The sequence below is a fragment of the Micromonospora sp. MA102 genome (genome assembly GCF_025460765.1).
GTDB classification, from domain to species: domain Bacteria; phylum Actinomycetota; class Actinomycetes; order Mycobacteriales; family Micromonosporaceae; genus Micromonospora; species Micromonospora halotolerans.
On sequence record NZ_JAMWEG010000012.1, the window covers coordinates 54,941 to 70,381 of the forward strand.

Here is a 15,441-nt window from a genome sequence, read left to right on the forward strand (position 1 = left end):
GTGGGCCGTCACCGCCTGCTGAGGCGGGACGCCAGGTCCAGGGCGGCCCGGATCGGGTCGTCCGCCCAGCGGCTGGCGAACACGTCGTGCAGCCGCCAACCGGCCCGGGTCAGCGTGCGCTGCCGCTCCAGGTGCGCCGCGACCCCCTCCGGGTGCACCGCGCAGACCACGCCGACCGCGTCCGCGTCCGTGCCCACGCAGAGGTCGACCCGCCAGCGGCCCACCGGATACCCGGGCCGCACCGGCAGCCCGAGCCGGCGCAGCTCCTCCGCCAGGTCGGCGGTCCAGCCCGTCACCGGTTCCGCGTCGGGCGCGACCGGCGGGCGGGCCGCGTAGGCCAGGTAGTCACCCACCAGGCCCTCGGGCGACCGCAGGGAGGTGACCACGGTCAGCCGCGCGCGGGCCCGGGTGACCAGCACGTTGAACAGGTTGGGCTCCGCCACGAACCGGTGCCGCGACGGCGGGTCGCCGTCGACCAGTCCCAGCGAGGCGAGCACCACGTCCGCCTCGCTGCCCTGGAACGCGTGCACGGTGCCCGACCGCAGGCCGAGGCGCTCGATCTCGTCGACGTCGAACGCGGCCAGCAGCGCCGCCTCCAGCGCGTCCGCCTGCGCGCGGAACGGGCTGACCACCGCGATCCCGCCCGCCGGTGGGTCGCCGGCGAGCCGCCGCACGAGGTCGAGGGCGGCGGTGACCTCGGCCTGGTTGACGCCGTCGACCACGGTCGCCCCGGCGACGGTCAGCACGTCGATGACATCGGCACGCTCGTTGCGCGGATGCCGGGTGACCAGCTCCAGCCGGTCACCGTAGAACCGGCGCGCGGAGAACTGGATCAGGTGCGGGACGGACCGGTGGTGCTCGCCCAGCCAGGTGACCGGGGCGGCGCCGGCCGCCACGTCGAAGGCGCTCGACCGGCGCACGTCGAGCCGGTCGCCGAACCGGTCCAGACCGTGCCGGCGCAGGGTCGCGGCCACGTCCACGTCGGCCACGAACGACACGAACCGGAGCTGCCGGGGATCGCCGGCGACCAGCGCGCGCCGTGCCCGGGCCAGCGCCGGAGCGGCCCGCAGCTGGTCGATGTGCGCGGCCTCGTCGAGCACCACCAGGTCGAACATCCCGGCCACCGGCGGCAGCAGGTCCTCGACGTCGGTGACCGTACCCACCCACAGCGGCAGGGCCCGCACCAGCGCCTGCGCGTCCAGCCCGGCGAGCAGCTCGCGGCGGCGGTTCCGGCCGGCCCGCAGCGCGGCGCCGAGACCGCTGGTGGCGCGCCGCGCCGCGCCGGTCCACCGTCGGGCGCTGGCCGCCCGGTGGCGCATCGCCGTGCCGACGGCGTCGGCCAGCGCGGCGTCCGCCTCCGTGAGGCTGCGCCACGCGGCCGCCAGGTCGGTGCCACCGGTGGCGGCCAGCCGCGCCGCCGCCCGTACCGCGCTCGCCGCCTCCACGGCGGCCCGCACCCGCTCCACCGACACGTCGCCGCCCGCGAGCCGGCGCAGCCGCTGCCCGGCACGGGCCCGCCGCCAGCGCCGCCACCAGCCGCCGCCGGCCGACGTGGCGTCGGCCAGCGCCGACCGGACCGCGACCAGGTCGGTGTCCGGCTCGAACAGGCCCGGAGCGTCCCGGCTCAGGGCCGGCAGCAGCGGCTGCCAGCCCGGCAGCGTGGCGGCCCGGCGTTCCTCGTCGAGGGCGGCGGCGACCCCGGCCGACACGGCCGTCACCCGGTCCCGGGCGGACGCCACGGCGGCCTCGTCGGCCCGCAGCGTGGCGTCGTCCACCCCCGCCGCCGCGCCGCCGGCCAGGTCCGCGGCGATGGTCTCGCGGCGCTCCGCGTCACCGAACAGCACCGGCGTCGGACCGGGGTGCCGGCGCAGCAGCTCGCCCAGCACCTCCGCGGCGTGCACCGACTGGGTGGCCACCAGCACCGATCCGCCCCGGTCGACCGTGTCCAGCGCGGCGGCGACCAGGGCGTGGCTCTTGCCGTTGCCGGGTGCGCCCGTGACGACCACGACCGGCTCGGCCCTGGTCCGCCGCACCACGTCGCGCTGGGCGTCGTTCAACGGCAGCGGTGACAGCACCTCGGTGTCGTCAGCCGGAACGTTCCCGGTCCTGTCGCCGTAGAGGCGGCTCAGCGCCGTGTCCGCCAGCCCGGGGCGGCCCGCCCAGCCGAGCAGGATGTCGCGCAGCCGGCCGGCGAGCACGTCGCGGGTGGTGAAGAGCGCGGCGGCGGCGACCCCGGTCAGCGTGCCCTCGTCGATGCGGCGGGGCGGCCGGGCCAGCACCGCCTCCAGCTTCAGGCCGGCGGCCTCGGCCGCCGCGGTGATCCACGCCGTGGTGCCGGGCGCGCCGAGCCAGCCCGGCCCGGCGAGGCCCGGCGCGGCCTCCAGCCGGGCGGCCAGGTCCCGGTCCTCGATCAGCGAGGTCAGCTCCAGGTCCCCGGCCGGCACGATCCGGTAGCCGCGGCGGGTGCGGTCCAGGCGTACCGGCTGGGCCAGCAACGGCACGCGGACCCGCCGGCGACCCCCGTCCAGGTCGGCCCCGCCGACGACGAAGGCCAGGCCCCGGCGCAGGATCCGCTCGTCGCGGTGCAGCGCGTCCAGGGCCGCCAGCCGGTCCAGCCGGGTGCCGCGCGGCCCCCGGTCGGGCTCCGGCAGCCAGATCAGCGGACGACCGGCGCCGGACACGTCGAAGGTCCGCTCGGCGCCGGCCGGGGCCAGCTCGGCGAGCGCGGTGAGGATCGTCGCCGCCTCCATCGCCCGCCGATTCTGCCGTACGCGGGCGCGGACGACCTGCCGCCTGTCACGCCGGCCGCGGCGGGATGGCGGAAAGTTTTGGTCAGGTATTCATTCCTGTAGGTATTTACCTCGTCGACGGCCGCCCATAGCATCGATCCACATCGCTGATCGTGGGAGAGGGGACCGATGTCCTTGACGTTCACCGCCGCCCGGTGGCGCGCCCTCGCGCTGCTCACGGTTGCCGCCGTCGCCGGGGCGCTGACCGGAGTGCAGCCCGCGCAGGCCGCCCGGCCGGGCTTCCGCATGCCGTTCCTGTGCGGCCAGACCTGGCAGGGCAACAACTGGAACGGGCACAGCCCGGCACACTCCATCGACTGGAACCACTATGACGCCAACGGCAGCCCCGACGACCTGGGCCGTCGGGTGGTCGCCAGTGCCGGCGGCACGGTGCTGGAGTCGTATTACTCGACCACCACCGGCTACGGGAACACCATCGTCATCGGGCACGGTGACGGCTGGCGCACCCGGTACGCCCACCTCAGCGAACGGCTGGTCGCCAAGGGCGACACCGTGAACCAGGGCACCGTCATCGGCAAGGTCGGCGCCACGTCGGCGAAGTACGACCTCAGCCCGCACCTGCACTACGAGCAGATCCACGACGGCAGCGTCGTCGTCTCGGTCGTCCAGGGTGTCACCTGGTCCGACTACCTCAAGCGCAACCAGACCAGCACCAACAACTGCTGAGCGCTCAGGCGTCGGGCGGCCCGGAGCTGTCCGGGTCGCCCGACGGGGCCTCGCCCGACTGCGGCGGCGCCGGTCGCGGCCCGGGCGCGGGATGCGCGGTCGGCGGCAGGAAGGGTTCCAGCGGGGTGAACTGCTCCACCGGGGAGTCCGGCGGCCGGGGCGCCCGCCGCGCGCCTTTCGTGCGGGCCTCCCGCTGGCCCTGCTCGGCCGGGCGCCGCCCCGCGCCGTCCGCGCCGGCCTCCCGCTGACCCTGGTCGGCCGGGCGCCGCCCCGCCCCGCCCGCCCCGGCCTCCCGCTGGCGTGGCGGGTGCTCCTCCCGAAGCGCCTCCGGCATGCCGGTGCTCGGCGCGGCACCGTTCTCCGGCGCGTCCGCGGGGCGGCGCGCGCGCTGCTCCTCGGCGTACTCCGCGCGCCGGCGTTCGAGGTCGCGCTTCCACTCCAGGGCGATCCGCTTGTCCCAGTACGGCCGGAGCAGTTCGCGGACCGGCTCGTCCAGGTGGACCGACACGTCCGGCTCGCAGGTGAACGTGACCTCGCCGCGCTCGTAACTCCAGGGGACGGCGTCGTCGCCGGCCATCGCGTCGTCCAGCGCGAGCGCGAACGCCCGGGGGCGGTCCGGCGGGACGTCCGCGGCGCACCGGACCGCGAGGCGCCGCAGCCGCTGCATGGCCTGCGGCTGGAACTGGTCGACGTACCAGCCGAACAGCTCCGGCCGCGCGGTGTTCGTGGTCCACGTGAAGGTGGTCTGGACGACGAAGTGGTAGACCTGCCCCTGCGCCGGCACGCGCAGGGTCGGTGCCGCTCGCCGGTCGACGAGCGTCACGAATGGGGCCTCCACCTCGGCCCACCGCAACTGGTCCAGCACGGGCCGCGCCGCCACCCACAACCGCTTCGCGACGCGCCACGTGGCCGCCCCGAGCTCCCGGGCCCGGGCGAGCCACGGCTCCCACCGGTCCCGCGCGGGCACCCGGACCGGTCCGCCCTCGACGCTCCGGCCGCGGCCGGACCCGGGGCTGCCGCCGCCCGTCTCGCCGTCGCGGGAGCCGCCGTCCTCGCCGTCGCGGGGGTCGCCGTCCTCGCCGTCGCGGGAGCCGGCATTCTTGCCGGCGTGGGAGCCGCCGTCCTCGCCGGGCGTCCCGGTCATCGCACCCCTCTCCGGTCGAGCAGCCGCGCAGTCGCCCGGCCGCGCCGGTGCGGGGTCGGTGCGGCCGTTGGAGGGGTGTGCGGAGGTATCAGGCCGGCCCTCCGCCGTCCCACGCTAACAAGCCGACGCGGCGGCACACGGCAGCCGCGCGGCGCGCGCCGTCGCGGTGCTGGTGGACGTCACGATCGCTGACGGACAGGTGAGGGGACACGCCGACGAAACGGCACCCCAGCCGCCAACGATCAAGGCTCCCGTAGCAGAAGGCGAGGGGATGGTGGGGGCTGTCCACAGGGGGATGGTTCTGCACAGGCGAGGGTTCGGGGTGTTGGGGGAGGCGGGGCGGGGGCGTCAGGGTCGGGGCGTGAATGCGGTGCTTCGGGAATTGGTGGAGCGGGGCGGCGGCCTGGTGACCCGTGCGCTGGCTGAGCAGGTGGTGCCGGGGTGGACGCTGCGGCGGGCATGCGGCAGCGGTGACCTGGTGCGGGTGCTGCCCGAGGTGTTCGTGGCGGCGCACCTGCTGAACGGTCGTCCGGAACAGCGCAACCACGCGACCATCGCCCGACTCGACACCGCGGCGGGCTTCCGCGCGGCCCACCTGTGGGCCGGCGGGCGCGCCGCGGTCAGCCATCTCAGCGCGCTCGCGATCTGGGGAATGCGCCGGCCGCGGGCCGGTGACCTGGTGCATTTGAGCGCCCCGGCCGACGCGGGCCTCCGCAGCCGGCCCGGGGTGGCCGTGCACCGGCGCCGGGGCCTCCTCCTCGAGCCGCCGCACGTGGTGGTCCGGCGGGGCTTCACCGTGACCCGACTCGAACAGGCGCTCGTCGACTCATGGCTGATGCTGCCGCCCGGCGAGCGGCGAGCGCCGGTGATCCGGGCGGTCAACGACCGGCTCACCACCCCCGATCGGCTCGTGGAGGCCATGGGGGCCGCGCCCAAGCTGCCCGATCGGGCGGCGCTCCGCACGCTGCTGGTGCGGCTCGGCGAGGGCTGCCGCAGTCCGCTGGAGATCTGGGGACACGAACACGTCTTCACCGGCCGGGAATGCCGGCCTTCCACCGTCAGGCGCGGGTACGCGTCGGGCGCCGCACCATGTACCTGGACCTGTTCGCCGAGCGCGAGCGCGTCAACATCGAACTCGACGGCGCCACCACGCACGGCGACCCGCGGGAGCGGGAGATCGACCTGCGCCGGGACGCCCGGCTGGCGACCGTGGGCATCCTGGTGGTCCGCTTCGCCCACCGTCGCCTGGTGCACGAGCCCGACCAGGTACGCCGGGAAACCCTGGCCATCGTCACTCGCCGGTCGGCCCCGACCGGCTGAGCCGCGACCCGGAGCTCGGCATCGACACATGATGATTTGTGGATGTTCGGCTGGTGTCGACGGTCCACTCGGCCTGGTCGGATGGCAGGACGGACATTGCCGTTCGACACACAGGAGGGACCGTGCGCACACCATCGCGTGCGACGACGGGGGCCACCGCGCTGCTACTCGCGGCCGGAATGGTCCTGACCGCGGGAGCCGGCGGTCAGGCGGCGCCCCGGGACGAGACCCCGACCCAGGCGCAGCCCGGCAACCTGCCGGGTGACCGCCACGACAGCAGGACCACGGACAACCGGAAGGGGCGGACCGCTCCCGACGCGCGGCAGCGGGACCGGGTCGCGGCGCTCGGTGCGCGCGTCCGCTGGACCGACTTCGGCACCCCCGCCACCCTGACCTCGACCGATCGGCCCCTCGCCGCCGGCCTGCCCACCGATCCGGCCGCCGCGGCGCGGGCCTACGTGGCCGCGAACCGGGACGTGCTGGGGCTGACCGAGGCGGGCGCCGCCGCGCTGGAGCAGTTGACCGTCGCGCCGATGGGGGACGGCGCCACCGTGCTGTTCCGGCAGCGCTTCGGGGAGCTGCCCGCCGCGGTCGACGGCATGCTGGCCGTCGGCGTCCGAAACGGGCAGGTGTGGCACGTCAGCTCGTCCCTGGCCCGGGACGGCGGGGCTCCCGCTCCGGCCACGATCAGCGCCGACGAGGCGCGGCGGGCCGCCGCGGCCGACGCCGGCCTGACCGGGCCGACGGTGCTGCGTACTTCGCTGGTCGCGGTGCCGACCGCGGACCGGGGGCCGCGGGCGGCGTACGAGGTGGTTCTCGGCGCGGACGTCACCGGCGCGGACCCGGCGGCCTTCGCCACCTACGTGGACGCCCGCGACGGCAGCGTGCTGGTCCGCGAGGACCTGGTCGACCACGACGTGGACAACCCGTCGTGGGAGGTCTTCCCGAACTCCCCGTCGGTCGACAAGTCCTCCACCGACACCCGCGTGCGCTGGTGCGCGCAGCCCGCCGCGGGTTGCGCCGAGGTGGTCGGCGTGCCCGGGCACCCGGCGTGGGACGTGGACCCGGCCACCGGGGCGTCCACCACCACGACGAACGGCAACAACGCGATCGCCGTGCAGAACTGGTTCAGCAACGACCCGTTCAGCGTGGGCACCGAGACGGCCACGCCGCGCCCCGACCGGAACTACGCGTACCCGTGGACCAACCAGTGGTACGAGCAGAAGTGCAGCCCGGACACCTTCACCTCGCCGCAGGCCAACGACATCGACGCGGCCCGGGCGAACCTGTTCGCGATGCACAACCGGATGCACGACTGGTCGTACCACCTGGGCTTCACCGAGGCGACCTGGAACATGCAGCGGGACAACCTCGGCCTCGGCGGGTCGGCCAACGACCCGGAGCAGGGCAACGCCCAGGCCGGCGGCGTCAGCGGCGGCCCGCCGACCTTCGCCGCCCGCAACAACGCCAACCAGATCACCCCGCCGGACGGCATCGCCCCGACCACCAACATGTACCTGTGGCAGCCGAGCGCCGGCTCGTTCTACCCGCCCTGCGTGGACGGCGACTTCGACATGTCGGTCATCGCCCACGAGTACGGCCACGCGATCAGCGGCCGCATGATCGCCGGACCGAGCGCCGGGGTGAGCTCACCGCAGGGGATGAGCGAGAGCTGGTCGGACCAGCTCGCCATGGAATACCTCTACGAGCACGGGTACGCGGCGCCGGGCCGGCGCGGCTTCACCATCGGCGAGTACACCACCGGCGACCCGCGGGCCGGCATCCGCAACTACAACATGAGCGACAGCCCGCTCAACTACAGCGCGATCGACTACGACTTCGTCGGCCTCCAGGTGCACGCCTCCGGTGAGGTCTGGAGCGCCACCAACGTCGACATCCGGGCGGCCATGATGCGCCGCTACGGCGCCGGGAACGCGGCCCTGCAGAAGTCCTGCGCCACGGGTGCGACGCCGGTGACGGCGTGCCCGGGCAACCGGCGGTGGATCCAGCTCGTCTTCGACTCGTTCCTGCTCATGGCGGTCAGCCAGGTCAGCATGGTCGACGCCCGGGACGCCATGCTCGCGGCCGACCGGATCCGCTTCGGCGGGGCCAACCAGGACCTGCTCTGGAACGCCTTCGCCGGCCGGGGCCTCGGTGAGGCGGCGGCCAGCGCCGGCAACGCCGACGCCGACCCGACGCCCGGCTTCACCTCGCCGCACGCGAACGAGGCGGTGCTGCGCTTCCGGCCGGTGGACGATGAGGTCGTGCCGGGGGCGCAGCTGTTCGTCGGCCGCTACCAGGCGCGGGCGGTTGCGGTCGCGGACACCGACGCGGCGACCCCGCTGACCGACGAGGTGCGCCTCGTTCCCGGCACGTACGAGTTCGTCGTCCGGGCGCCGGGCTACGGGCACGTCCGGGTCGGCCCGGTGACCGTGAAGGCCGGCCAGGTCCGCGACCTGCCGGTCAAGCTGCGCCGCAACCTCGCCTCGACGGCCGCCGGCGCCACTGTCGACGGGGACGGCATCAACCTGGCGCGGATCGCCGACGACGACGAGGCCACCAACTGGGCCTCGCTGGGCGCACCAGTCGCCGGCCGGCAGGTCACCGTCGACCTGGCCGGCGGCACCCAGCAGGTGCGCCGGGTGCAGGTCAGCGCCATGCTGCGGCCGCCGGTCGCCGACGACCCGGACGCCGGCACGCAGAGCCGGTTCTCCGCGCTGCGGCAGTTCCGGGTGCTGGCGTGCGAAGCGAGGAAGGCGGTGAGCTGTGCCGACCCCGCCGACTTCCGGGTGGTTTACACGAGCCCGGCGGACGCCTTCCCGTCGGTGGCGCCCCGGCCCCGGGCGCCCGAGCTGATCATGCGGTCGTTCGACATCCCGCGGACGAAGGCGACGCACCTGCGCGTCGAGGTGCTGACCAACCAGTGCACCGGCGCGCCGGCGTACGCCGGTGAGCAGGACGCCGACCCCCGGGCGGCGACCGACTGCGCCACCGCCAGCCCGCAGGCGCAGAACGTGCGGATCGCCGAGTTCCAGGCGTTCGCCCAGTAGGTGAGGCGGGTGCGGGCGGGTCGCGCCCGCCCGCACCCCTTGCCATGCATCGTCAGTCATCACTACATTGACCGGCGGGCGCCGCCGTACGGCGGCTGAACGTCCCGCCCGAGCCGGGCAGGTCCGGTACGCGCCGCCGCGCGCGTCGGCACGCGAGGTCCCCGCAGCTTCCGCACCGCCGGTCGATCGGCCGGCGGTCCGCCGAGAGGACCCCGATGAGGATCTCCCACGCCCGCCTGGCCCCGGTCGTGGCGGCCGTCACCACCCTGGCCGCCGCCGTCGTCATCCCGCTGGTGGCCGGCCCGGCCGCCGCCGCGCAGGGTTGCCAGGTCGACTACCGCCCCACCGTGTGGCCGGGCGGGTTCACCGCCACCGTCCGCGTCAGCCCCGGCGACACCGCCCTGAACGGCTGGACGGTCAGCTGGACCTACCCCGGCGATCAACGGATCACCGGCGCCTGGAACGCCGTGGTCAGCCAGTCCGGCGCCACCGTCACCGCCCGCAACGCCACCTGGAACGGCAGCGTGCCGGCCGGTGGCGCCACCGAGTTCGGTGTCCAGGGCACGGTCGGTCCGGCCGCTCCGGCGCCGACCGCCTTCGCGCTCAACGGCGTGCCCTGCAACGGCGCGCCGCCCGGCCCGACCACCGCGCCGCCCTCGCCGACCAGCTCGCCGACGATGTCGCCGAGCCCGACACCGACCAGCTCCCCGAGTCCGACGGCCTCGCCGAGCCCGACCGGACCCCCGCCGGCCGGCTGCGCCGGCGCGGCGGTCTGCGACGGCTTCGAGAACCAGACCGGGTCCACGCCCTCGGGCGACTGGACCGTCGTGCATCCGGACTGCGCCGGCACCGGCGCCGCCACCGTGGACGCCGCCACCGCCCACGGCGGGAGCCGGTCCGTCCGAATCGACGGCGGGGGCGGCTACTGCAACCACGTCTTCGTCCGGGCCAACCGCGATCTGTCCGGGGTGGGGACGGTCCGCTACGGCCGGCTCTGGGTCCGGCACACCACCGCGCTCCCCGCCGACCACGTCACGTTCCTGGCCATGGCCGACGCCGCCGACGGCAACCGTGACCTGCGGATGGGCGGGCAGAACGGGGCGCTGCAGTGGAACCGGGCCTCCGACGACGCGACCCTGCCCGAGCAGAGCCCGGCCGGGGTGGCCCTGAGCGTGCCGCTGCCCACCGGCCGCTGGTCCTGCGTGGAGTTCCTGGTGGACGGGAGCGCCGGGGTGTTGCGCACCTGGCTCGACGGTGTGGCGGTCGCCGGGCTGACCGCCGACGGCGTACCGACCCACGACGTCGACGGGCAGTGGTACGGCCGTACCTGGCATCCGCAGCTCACCGACCTCAAGCTCGGCTGGGAGAGCTACGGCGGCGCGGCCGACACCCTCTGGTTCGACGACGTGGCGCTGGGCGCCACCCGGATCGGCTGCTGACCGGCCCGGCCGGGCGGTCCCGAGGGGCCGCCCGGCCACGGTCGATCATCGAGCGTTCACCCGGCATTCGCGGCACGGTCGCCGCGCGGGACTGTACGCCGGAGAGGATCACCGCCAGACTGGGCGCGATCGGACAACGACACCGGTCGATATCGTCGCCCAGTTCAGGGAGGATCCCTTGACCACTCTCGCGACCCCGTTCCGCGCCACCCGCGCCCGCGTACGCCGGGCTCTCGGCGCGGGCGCCCTGCTCACCGCCCTGGTTGCCGCCGCGCTCGTCGGCCCACCGGCCGCCTCCACCCGGCTCGCCGAGCCGGCACAGGCCGCCGTGTACAGCTCGTGCACGATGACCCGCTGCGCGGACGCCCGCACGGCGCGCTCGGGCTGGTCCGCGAAGGGCTTCCCGACCAGCCGCGGCTGGTACTCCTGGAGCGGCGGGCTGTGCAACTTCGCCGGCGGCCGGTTCTACAACTACGAGGGTCAGTTGCCCACCAACGCCACCTACTACGAGTACGACGTCTACCCGCGCGCCTGCAATGCCGCGCGGGACGCGTACCGGATCGTGGTCAACAAGAGCACCGGGGCGACCTGGTTCTCGCCCGACCACTACGCCAATTTCTACCGGCTCTGAGCGGTGTCGGGGCGGGTCGGGCCGGCGGGCCCGGCCCGCGTCGACCGGGAGGGATGGATCGATGGGCGCAGCGTCCCCGCAGCCGCCGGCGTGGCTCGCGTTCGACGCCGGGGCGGAGGCCGAGCCGGCCGGGGTGGCCCTGACCGGAGCGGACGCCCGCACCCGGGCGGGCCTGCACGAGGCGCTGGCCGCGGCCCTGCCCCTGCCCGCCTGGTCCGGGCGCAACTGGGACGCGCTCGCCGACGCGCTGGCCGACCGGCTCGACGCCGGCCCGCTGACCCTCGTCGTGCGGGACGCCGCGGGCCTGCTCGCCGACGAGCCGCCGGCCCAGCTCGGCACCCTCCTCGACGTGCTCGGCGGGGTGGCGGCCGGCGGCCACCACTCGCTGTGCGTCGTGCTGCGCGACCACCCGGACCGGCTGGCCGCCCTGCGGACCCGCATCGCCGCCGCCCTGGGCGGCCGGGTCGGCGCCCCACCACCGGACGCCGGCTGACCGGACGCCGGCCGACCTAGCGCCAGCCGAGCCGAGCGCGGGCCGACCTAGCGCCGGCCGAACCGAGCGCGGGCCGACCTAGCGCCGGCCGAACCGGACGCCGGCTGAGTGGGCGCCGCCGGTCAGTTCGGCTGGTCGAGGATCGCGCTGAACCGCTCCTCGGCCAGGTCGAGCTGGGCGAAGATGTGCCGCTTCACCGGTGCCGACAGCGGCGTGTCGGGCCGGGCGATGAGGTCACGGAAGACCGGCACCAGCGGCCGGTACTTGGCCGCCGAGCGGGCCACCTTCGGGCCGACCGTGTGGATCACGCCCACCCCGTTGTCGGTGAAGTCCGACACCTTGATCACCCGGGCCCAGGGCTCCCGGTCGAGGCTCGCCGCCACGTGCTCCCGGTACTGGACGTGGGGGTCGCGCCCCGGGTCGTACACCGGGTTGGTGACCGCGCCGACCAGCCGGGCGACGCGCGGGCCGAACCGCGCGGCCAGCGCGGCCAGCGCGGCCGGCGTGGGGTCGACGGCCGTGGTCGCGTCGGGGCCGGCCAGCTCCGCCGGGTGGTCCTCCACGGCGTCGTGCAGCAGGCCCGCCACGATCACGTCCACGTCCCGCACCTGGTAGTGGTGCATCATCCGGATCGCCACCCGGAGCAGGTGGTTCAGGTACGGCTCGCGCACCCGCCGGTCCTCCCGGTGCAGCTCGGCAGCGAGGTCGAGGGCGGCGGTGAGCCGCTCCCGGGCGGGCTCGTCGAACGCCTCGACCTCCAGCCGGAAGCGGGCCAGCAGGCCCGGCTCGCCGTGGATCTCGGTGATCGCGTGCATCGGCATGGTCGCCAGGTACGCCGGGAACTCCATGCGTCCCTTATAGCTGATCTTCGCCAGGAAGGGTCACCCCGGTCGGCCTCCCGACGGTGACCGGTCAGCTGCCGGTGAGGCGCTTGACCAGGCGGACCGTGGTGCCCTCCGGGGTGCCGGCGATGCTCGCCTCGTCCATCACCCGGCTCATGATCAGCTGCCCCCGGCCCCGGTCGGCGCCGTTCCCGCCGGCGTCCGCCCGCCAGCCGCCGCGATCGCGTACCTCGATCACCAGGTGGTCGTCGCGCAGCTCGGCGCGGAGCGTGGTGATCCCCTCGGGGGCGAAGCGGTAGCCGTGCTCGATGGCGTTCGCGCACGCCTCGCCGGTGGCCATGAGCACCGTCTCGACGTCGAGTTCGCCGACCCCGTGGGCGCGTAACCAGCCGCGCAGCCGTTCCCGGGTGGGGGCGAGCCGACCCGGGTCGGCGGGCAGGTCGGCGGTGAACACCGGCGCCGTCCCGGCCGGGTCGTCGCCCGGCACCAGCCCGGCGGCAGTCCCACCCTCCACGTCCGGCCCCCCGTCCCGCGCACCCTCCGGGCCTGGGCGCTCGTCGTCACCGTCCCGTCCTGTCGGTCATTGTCCCCGGTAGGGGCCGACGCTATTCCTCGACCCGGCCGTTGGTTCCGACCGGATGTCCGATCCCCCCGCGCGGGCACGCCGGCGGTGGGTCGCGGGTCACAATCGGCGGGTGGACCGGGTGCTGGACGTGCTGGTGGCGCTGCCGCCCGCGCTCGTGCTGGCCCTGGTGTTCCTGCTGCCGGCGCTGGAGGCGTCGACCTTCCTCGGGCTGGTCGTGCCGGGGGAGATCGCCGTGCTGGTCGGCGGGGTGCTCGCCCACGAGGGGCGGCTGCCGCTCTGGGCGGTGATCCTCGCGGCGGTCGCCGGTGCGGCCGTCGGCGACCAGGTGGGCTACCTCGTGGGCCGCCGGTACGGGCGGCGGCTGCTGGCCCGGGTGCCGCAGCGGTTCGTCCGCTCGGGGGAGCTGTCGCGGGCGCTGGCGCTGGTCCGCCGCCGGGGCGCCGCCGCGGTGGTGCTCGGCCGGTGGGCGGCGGCGCTGCGCGCCCTGGTGCCCGGGCTGGCCGGGATGAGCGGCATCCCGCACCGCGCGTTCACCGTGGCGAACCTGACCGGCGGCGCGCTGTGGGCGGTGGCCGTGGCGCTGCTCGGCTACCTGGCCGGTGCGTCGTTCCGGCTGTTGGAGCGGCGGCTCGGCTGGGGCGGCGAGGCGTTGCTCGCCCTGGTGGTGCTGGTGGTGGCGGTGCGGCTGGTCCGGGCCCGGCGGGCCGCCCGTCGCGAACGGGACGCCGTGCCCCGCTGACCGCCGGCCGGGCCGGCGCCCCCAACGAGGAGGAAGCGCCGGCCCGGTGCGGGTGGTGGGGGGTCAGCCGCTGATCTTCCCGGTGCCGGCCCCCGCGGTCACGGTGGCCTTCACCGTGCTCGCCGCGTCGAGCGTGTACGCGTACGGGATCGGGGCCACGCTGCCGGCGGTCTGCGGCGCTCCCGAGTTGACGTAGAGGTTGTTCCGCTCGACCAGGTTGCCGACCGGCGAGGAGCCCTCGCCGACGTGCGTCGGGTCGGTCGTGTTCTCGAACGAGTTCCCCTCGACCAGCACCCCGGCCCCGCAGGTGGTGGCGATGCCGTAGCTGTAGGACGGGTTGGCCGTGGTCACGTAGTAGTTGTTGAACACGTGCACCGGGTTGCCGAAGCGGACCCGCGGGTTGCGCTGGAAGCAGTTGCTGAACGCGTTGTGGTGGTAGGTCACCTTCAGCTTGCCGGTGTCCTCGCCGGCGTTGCTGTCGCTGTGCCCGACCAGCGAGCACTTCACGTGATCGTGCAGCCGGTTCCAGGAGACGGTGACGAAGTTCGACCCGTGGGTGACGTCGAGCAGCCCGTCGTAGTAGTCGGTGCCGCTGGTGGTGTCGCTGGACAGGTCGTTGTGGTCGATCCAGACGTTCGTGGAGTTGTCCAGGTGGATGGCGTCGCCGTTGCCGACGCCGGCGCGTACCTTGGCGATCTTGAGGTTGCGGACGACGATGTTGCGGGCGTCGCGCAGGTTGAGGCCGCAGCCGGTCAGCCCGGAGGTCGCGCCGACCCCGATGACGGTCTTGTTCGAGCCGACCCGGATCTCGGTCGAGCAGGTGAAGGTCCCGTTCACCCGGACGGTGGTCGCCGCGTCGCCCTCGACCGCGTCGGCCAGGGCCGCCGCGTCGCTCACGGTCACCGTGCCGCCGCCGGCCCCGCCGGTGGTGCCGCCGTTCTGCGTGGCCCAGCCGACCAGCCCGGTGGTGGGCGGCGGGTTGGTGGGCGGCGGCGAGGTGGTCGGCGACGCCGTGGGGGAGGAGGAGGTCGGCGGCGTGGTCGGGGTGCCGCCGGCGCCGTCCACCGTGACGTCGTCGAAGACCGCGCTGCCGTACGCGGTGACCAGCGCGATCCGGCCCGCCGCGTACGCCGTGTCGGTGCCGGCGGCGATCTGGGTGCCGTTGACGAAGCCCCTGATGGTGCTGCCGCTGGCCTCGATCCGCAGGGTGTACCAGGTGCCGGTGGCGACGGTCAGCGCGGCCGACCCGAGCACGGAGATCTGGCTGCCGTTGACCATCTGCAGCTCGGCCCGGTTGGCGTTGGTCAGCGCCAGCCGGTACATCTTCGTGGAGCTGGTGGAGCGGGACGCCAGGCCGACCAGCCGGTTGGCACCGTTGAACGACAGCGGCTTGACCCGGGCCTGCACCCGGTAGTCGGTCCAGCCGGTCTGGCCGGCGAAGGCGCGGGCCAGCTCGCTGGCGGTGTTGCCCTGCCGGTACGCGGGCGAGCCGTCGGTGACGACCGACCAGTCGCCGCCGGACTTGGACCAGCCGTCGGCGGTGCCGTCGTCGAAGGTGTCGCCGAACAGGGTGGCCGCCGCGGCGTTGCCGGTCATGCCGACGGCGAGCAGCAGGGCGGTGAGGGCGGCGCCGGCCGCGGCCAGCGCTCCTCGGTGCTGGTGTCGGAGTCGCACGGTGCTTCCTCCAGGGTGGGTGGGGGTGGGACGGCCGGGCGCCGCGC

General features: G+C 75.3%; 12 protein-coding genes. 7 read left to right on the plus strand and 5 right to left on the minus strand.

The window, feature by feature from the left end:
- Window positions 1-8: 8 nt before the first annotated feature.
- A complete protein-coding gene (locus NFX44_RS22765; protein ID WP_262285610.1) occupies window positions 9-2,750 on the minus strand; it encodes an AAA domain-containing protein in 2,742 nt (913 codons plus the stop codon).
- 168 nt (window positions 2,751-2,918) lie between these two features.
- Between NFX44_RS22765 and NFX44_RS22770 the strand changes: the two genes are divergently transcribed.
- Entirely contained in the window at window positions 2,919-3,476 is a 558-nt protein-coding gene (locus NFX44_RS22770; RefSeq protein WP_262285611.1) for a M23 family metallopeptidase, read from the plus strand.
- A gap of 4 nt (window positions 3,477-3,480) precedes the next feature.
- Here NFX44_RS22770 and NFX44_RS22775 read toward each other — a convergent pair whose 3' ends face one another.
- Entirely contained in the window at window positions 3,481-4,620 is a 1,140-nt protein-coding gene (locus NFX44_RS22775) for a hypothetical protein (protein ID WP_262285612.1), read from the minus strand.
- 1,041 nt (window positions 4,621-5,661) lie between these two features.
- On the opposite strand from NFX44_RS22775, the gene NFX44_RS22780 reads away from it, so the two are divergent.
- From NFX44_RS22780 to NFX44_RS22800, 5 genes are all read left to right on the plus strand, one after another.
- The gene (locus NFX44_RS22780) at window positions 5,662-5,940 is read left to right on the plus strand and encodes a DUF559 domain-containing protein (protein WP_262285613.1); all 279 of its coding nucleotides are present in this window, start codon (window positions 5,662-5,664) and stop codon (window positions 5,938-5,940) included.
- A 122-nt stretch (window positions 5,941-6,062) separates the two neighbouring features.
- Window positions 6,063-8,990, plus strand: coding sequence for a M36 family metallopeptidase (locus NFX44_RS22785; RefSeq protein ID WP_262285614.1), 2,928 nt, complete (start codon window positions 6,063-6,065; stop codon window positions 8,988-8,990).
- A gap of 215 nt (window positions 8,991-9,205) precedes the next feature.
- Window positions 9,206-10,429, plus strand: a complete 1,224-nt coding sequence (locus tag NFX44_RS22790) for a cellulose-binding domain-containing protein (protein ID WP_262285615.1) — start codon at window positions 9,206-9,208, stop codon at window positions 10,427-10,429.
- A gap of 178 nt (window positions 10,430-10,607) precedes the next feature.
- Window positions 10,608-11,060 carry a ribonuclease domain-containing protein gene (locus NFX44_RS22795; protein WP_262285616.1) on the plus strand — a complete coding sequence of 151 codons (453 nt, stop codon included), beginning with the start codon at window positions 10,608-10,610 and terminating at the stop codon, window positions 11,058-11,060.
- Window positions 11,061-11,121: 61 nt separating this feature from the next.
- Complete coding sequence (locus tag NFX44_RS22800) at window positions 11,122-11,553, plus strand: barstar family protein (protein ID WP_262285617.1); 432 nt, start codon at window positions 11,122-11,124, stop codon at window positions 11,551-11,553.
- 122 nt (window positions 11,554-11,675) lie between these two features.
- On the opposite strand, the gene NFX44_RS22805 is transcribed toward NFX44_RS22800, so the two are convergent.
- Window positions 11,676-12,401: an HD domain-containing protein gene (locus tag NFX44_RS22805; RefSeq protein WP_262285618.1), complete on the minus strand. Its 726-nt coding sequence runs from the start codon at window positions 12,399-12,401 to the stop codon at window positions 11,676-11,678.
- Window positions 12,402-12,465: 64 nt separating this feature from the next.
- A complete protein-coding gene (locus tag NFX44_RS22810) occupies window positions 12,466-12,909 on the minus strand; it encodes an ATP-binding protein (RefSeq protein ID WP_262285619.1) in 444 nt (147 codons plus the stop codon).
- A gap of 181 nt (window positions 12,910-13,090) precedes the next feature.
- On the opposite strand from NFX44_RS22810, the gene NFX44_RS22815 reads away from it, so the two are divergent.
- A complete protein-coding gene (locus tag NFX44_RS22815; RefSeq protein ID WP_262285620.1) occupies window positions 13,091-13,720 on the plus strand; it encodes a DedA family protein in 630 nt (209 codons plus the stop codon).
- Between the two features lie 63 nt (window positions 13,721-13,783).
- Here the strand turns inward: NFX44_RS22815 and NFX44_RS22820 are convergent, their stop codons facing one another.
- Entirely contained in the window at window positions 13,784-15,394 is a 1,611-nt protein-coding gene (locus NFX44_RS22820) for a polysaccharide lyase family 1 protein (protein WP_262285621.1), read from the minus strand.
- Window positions 15,395-15,441: the final 47 nt, after the last annotated feature.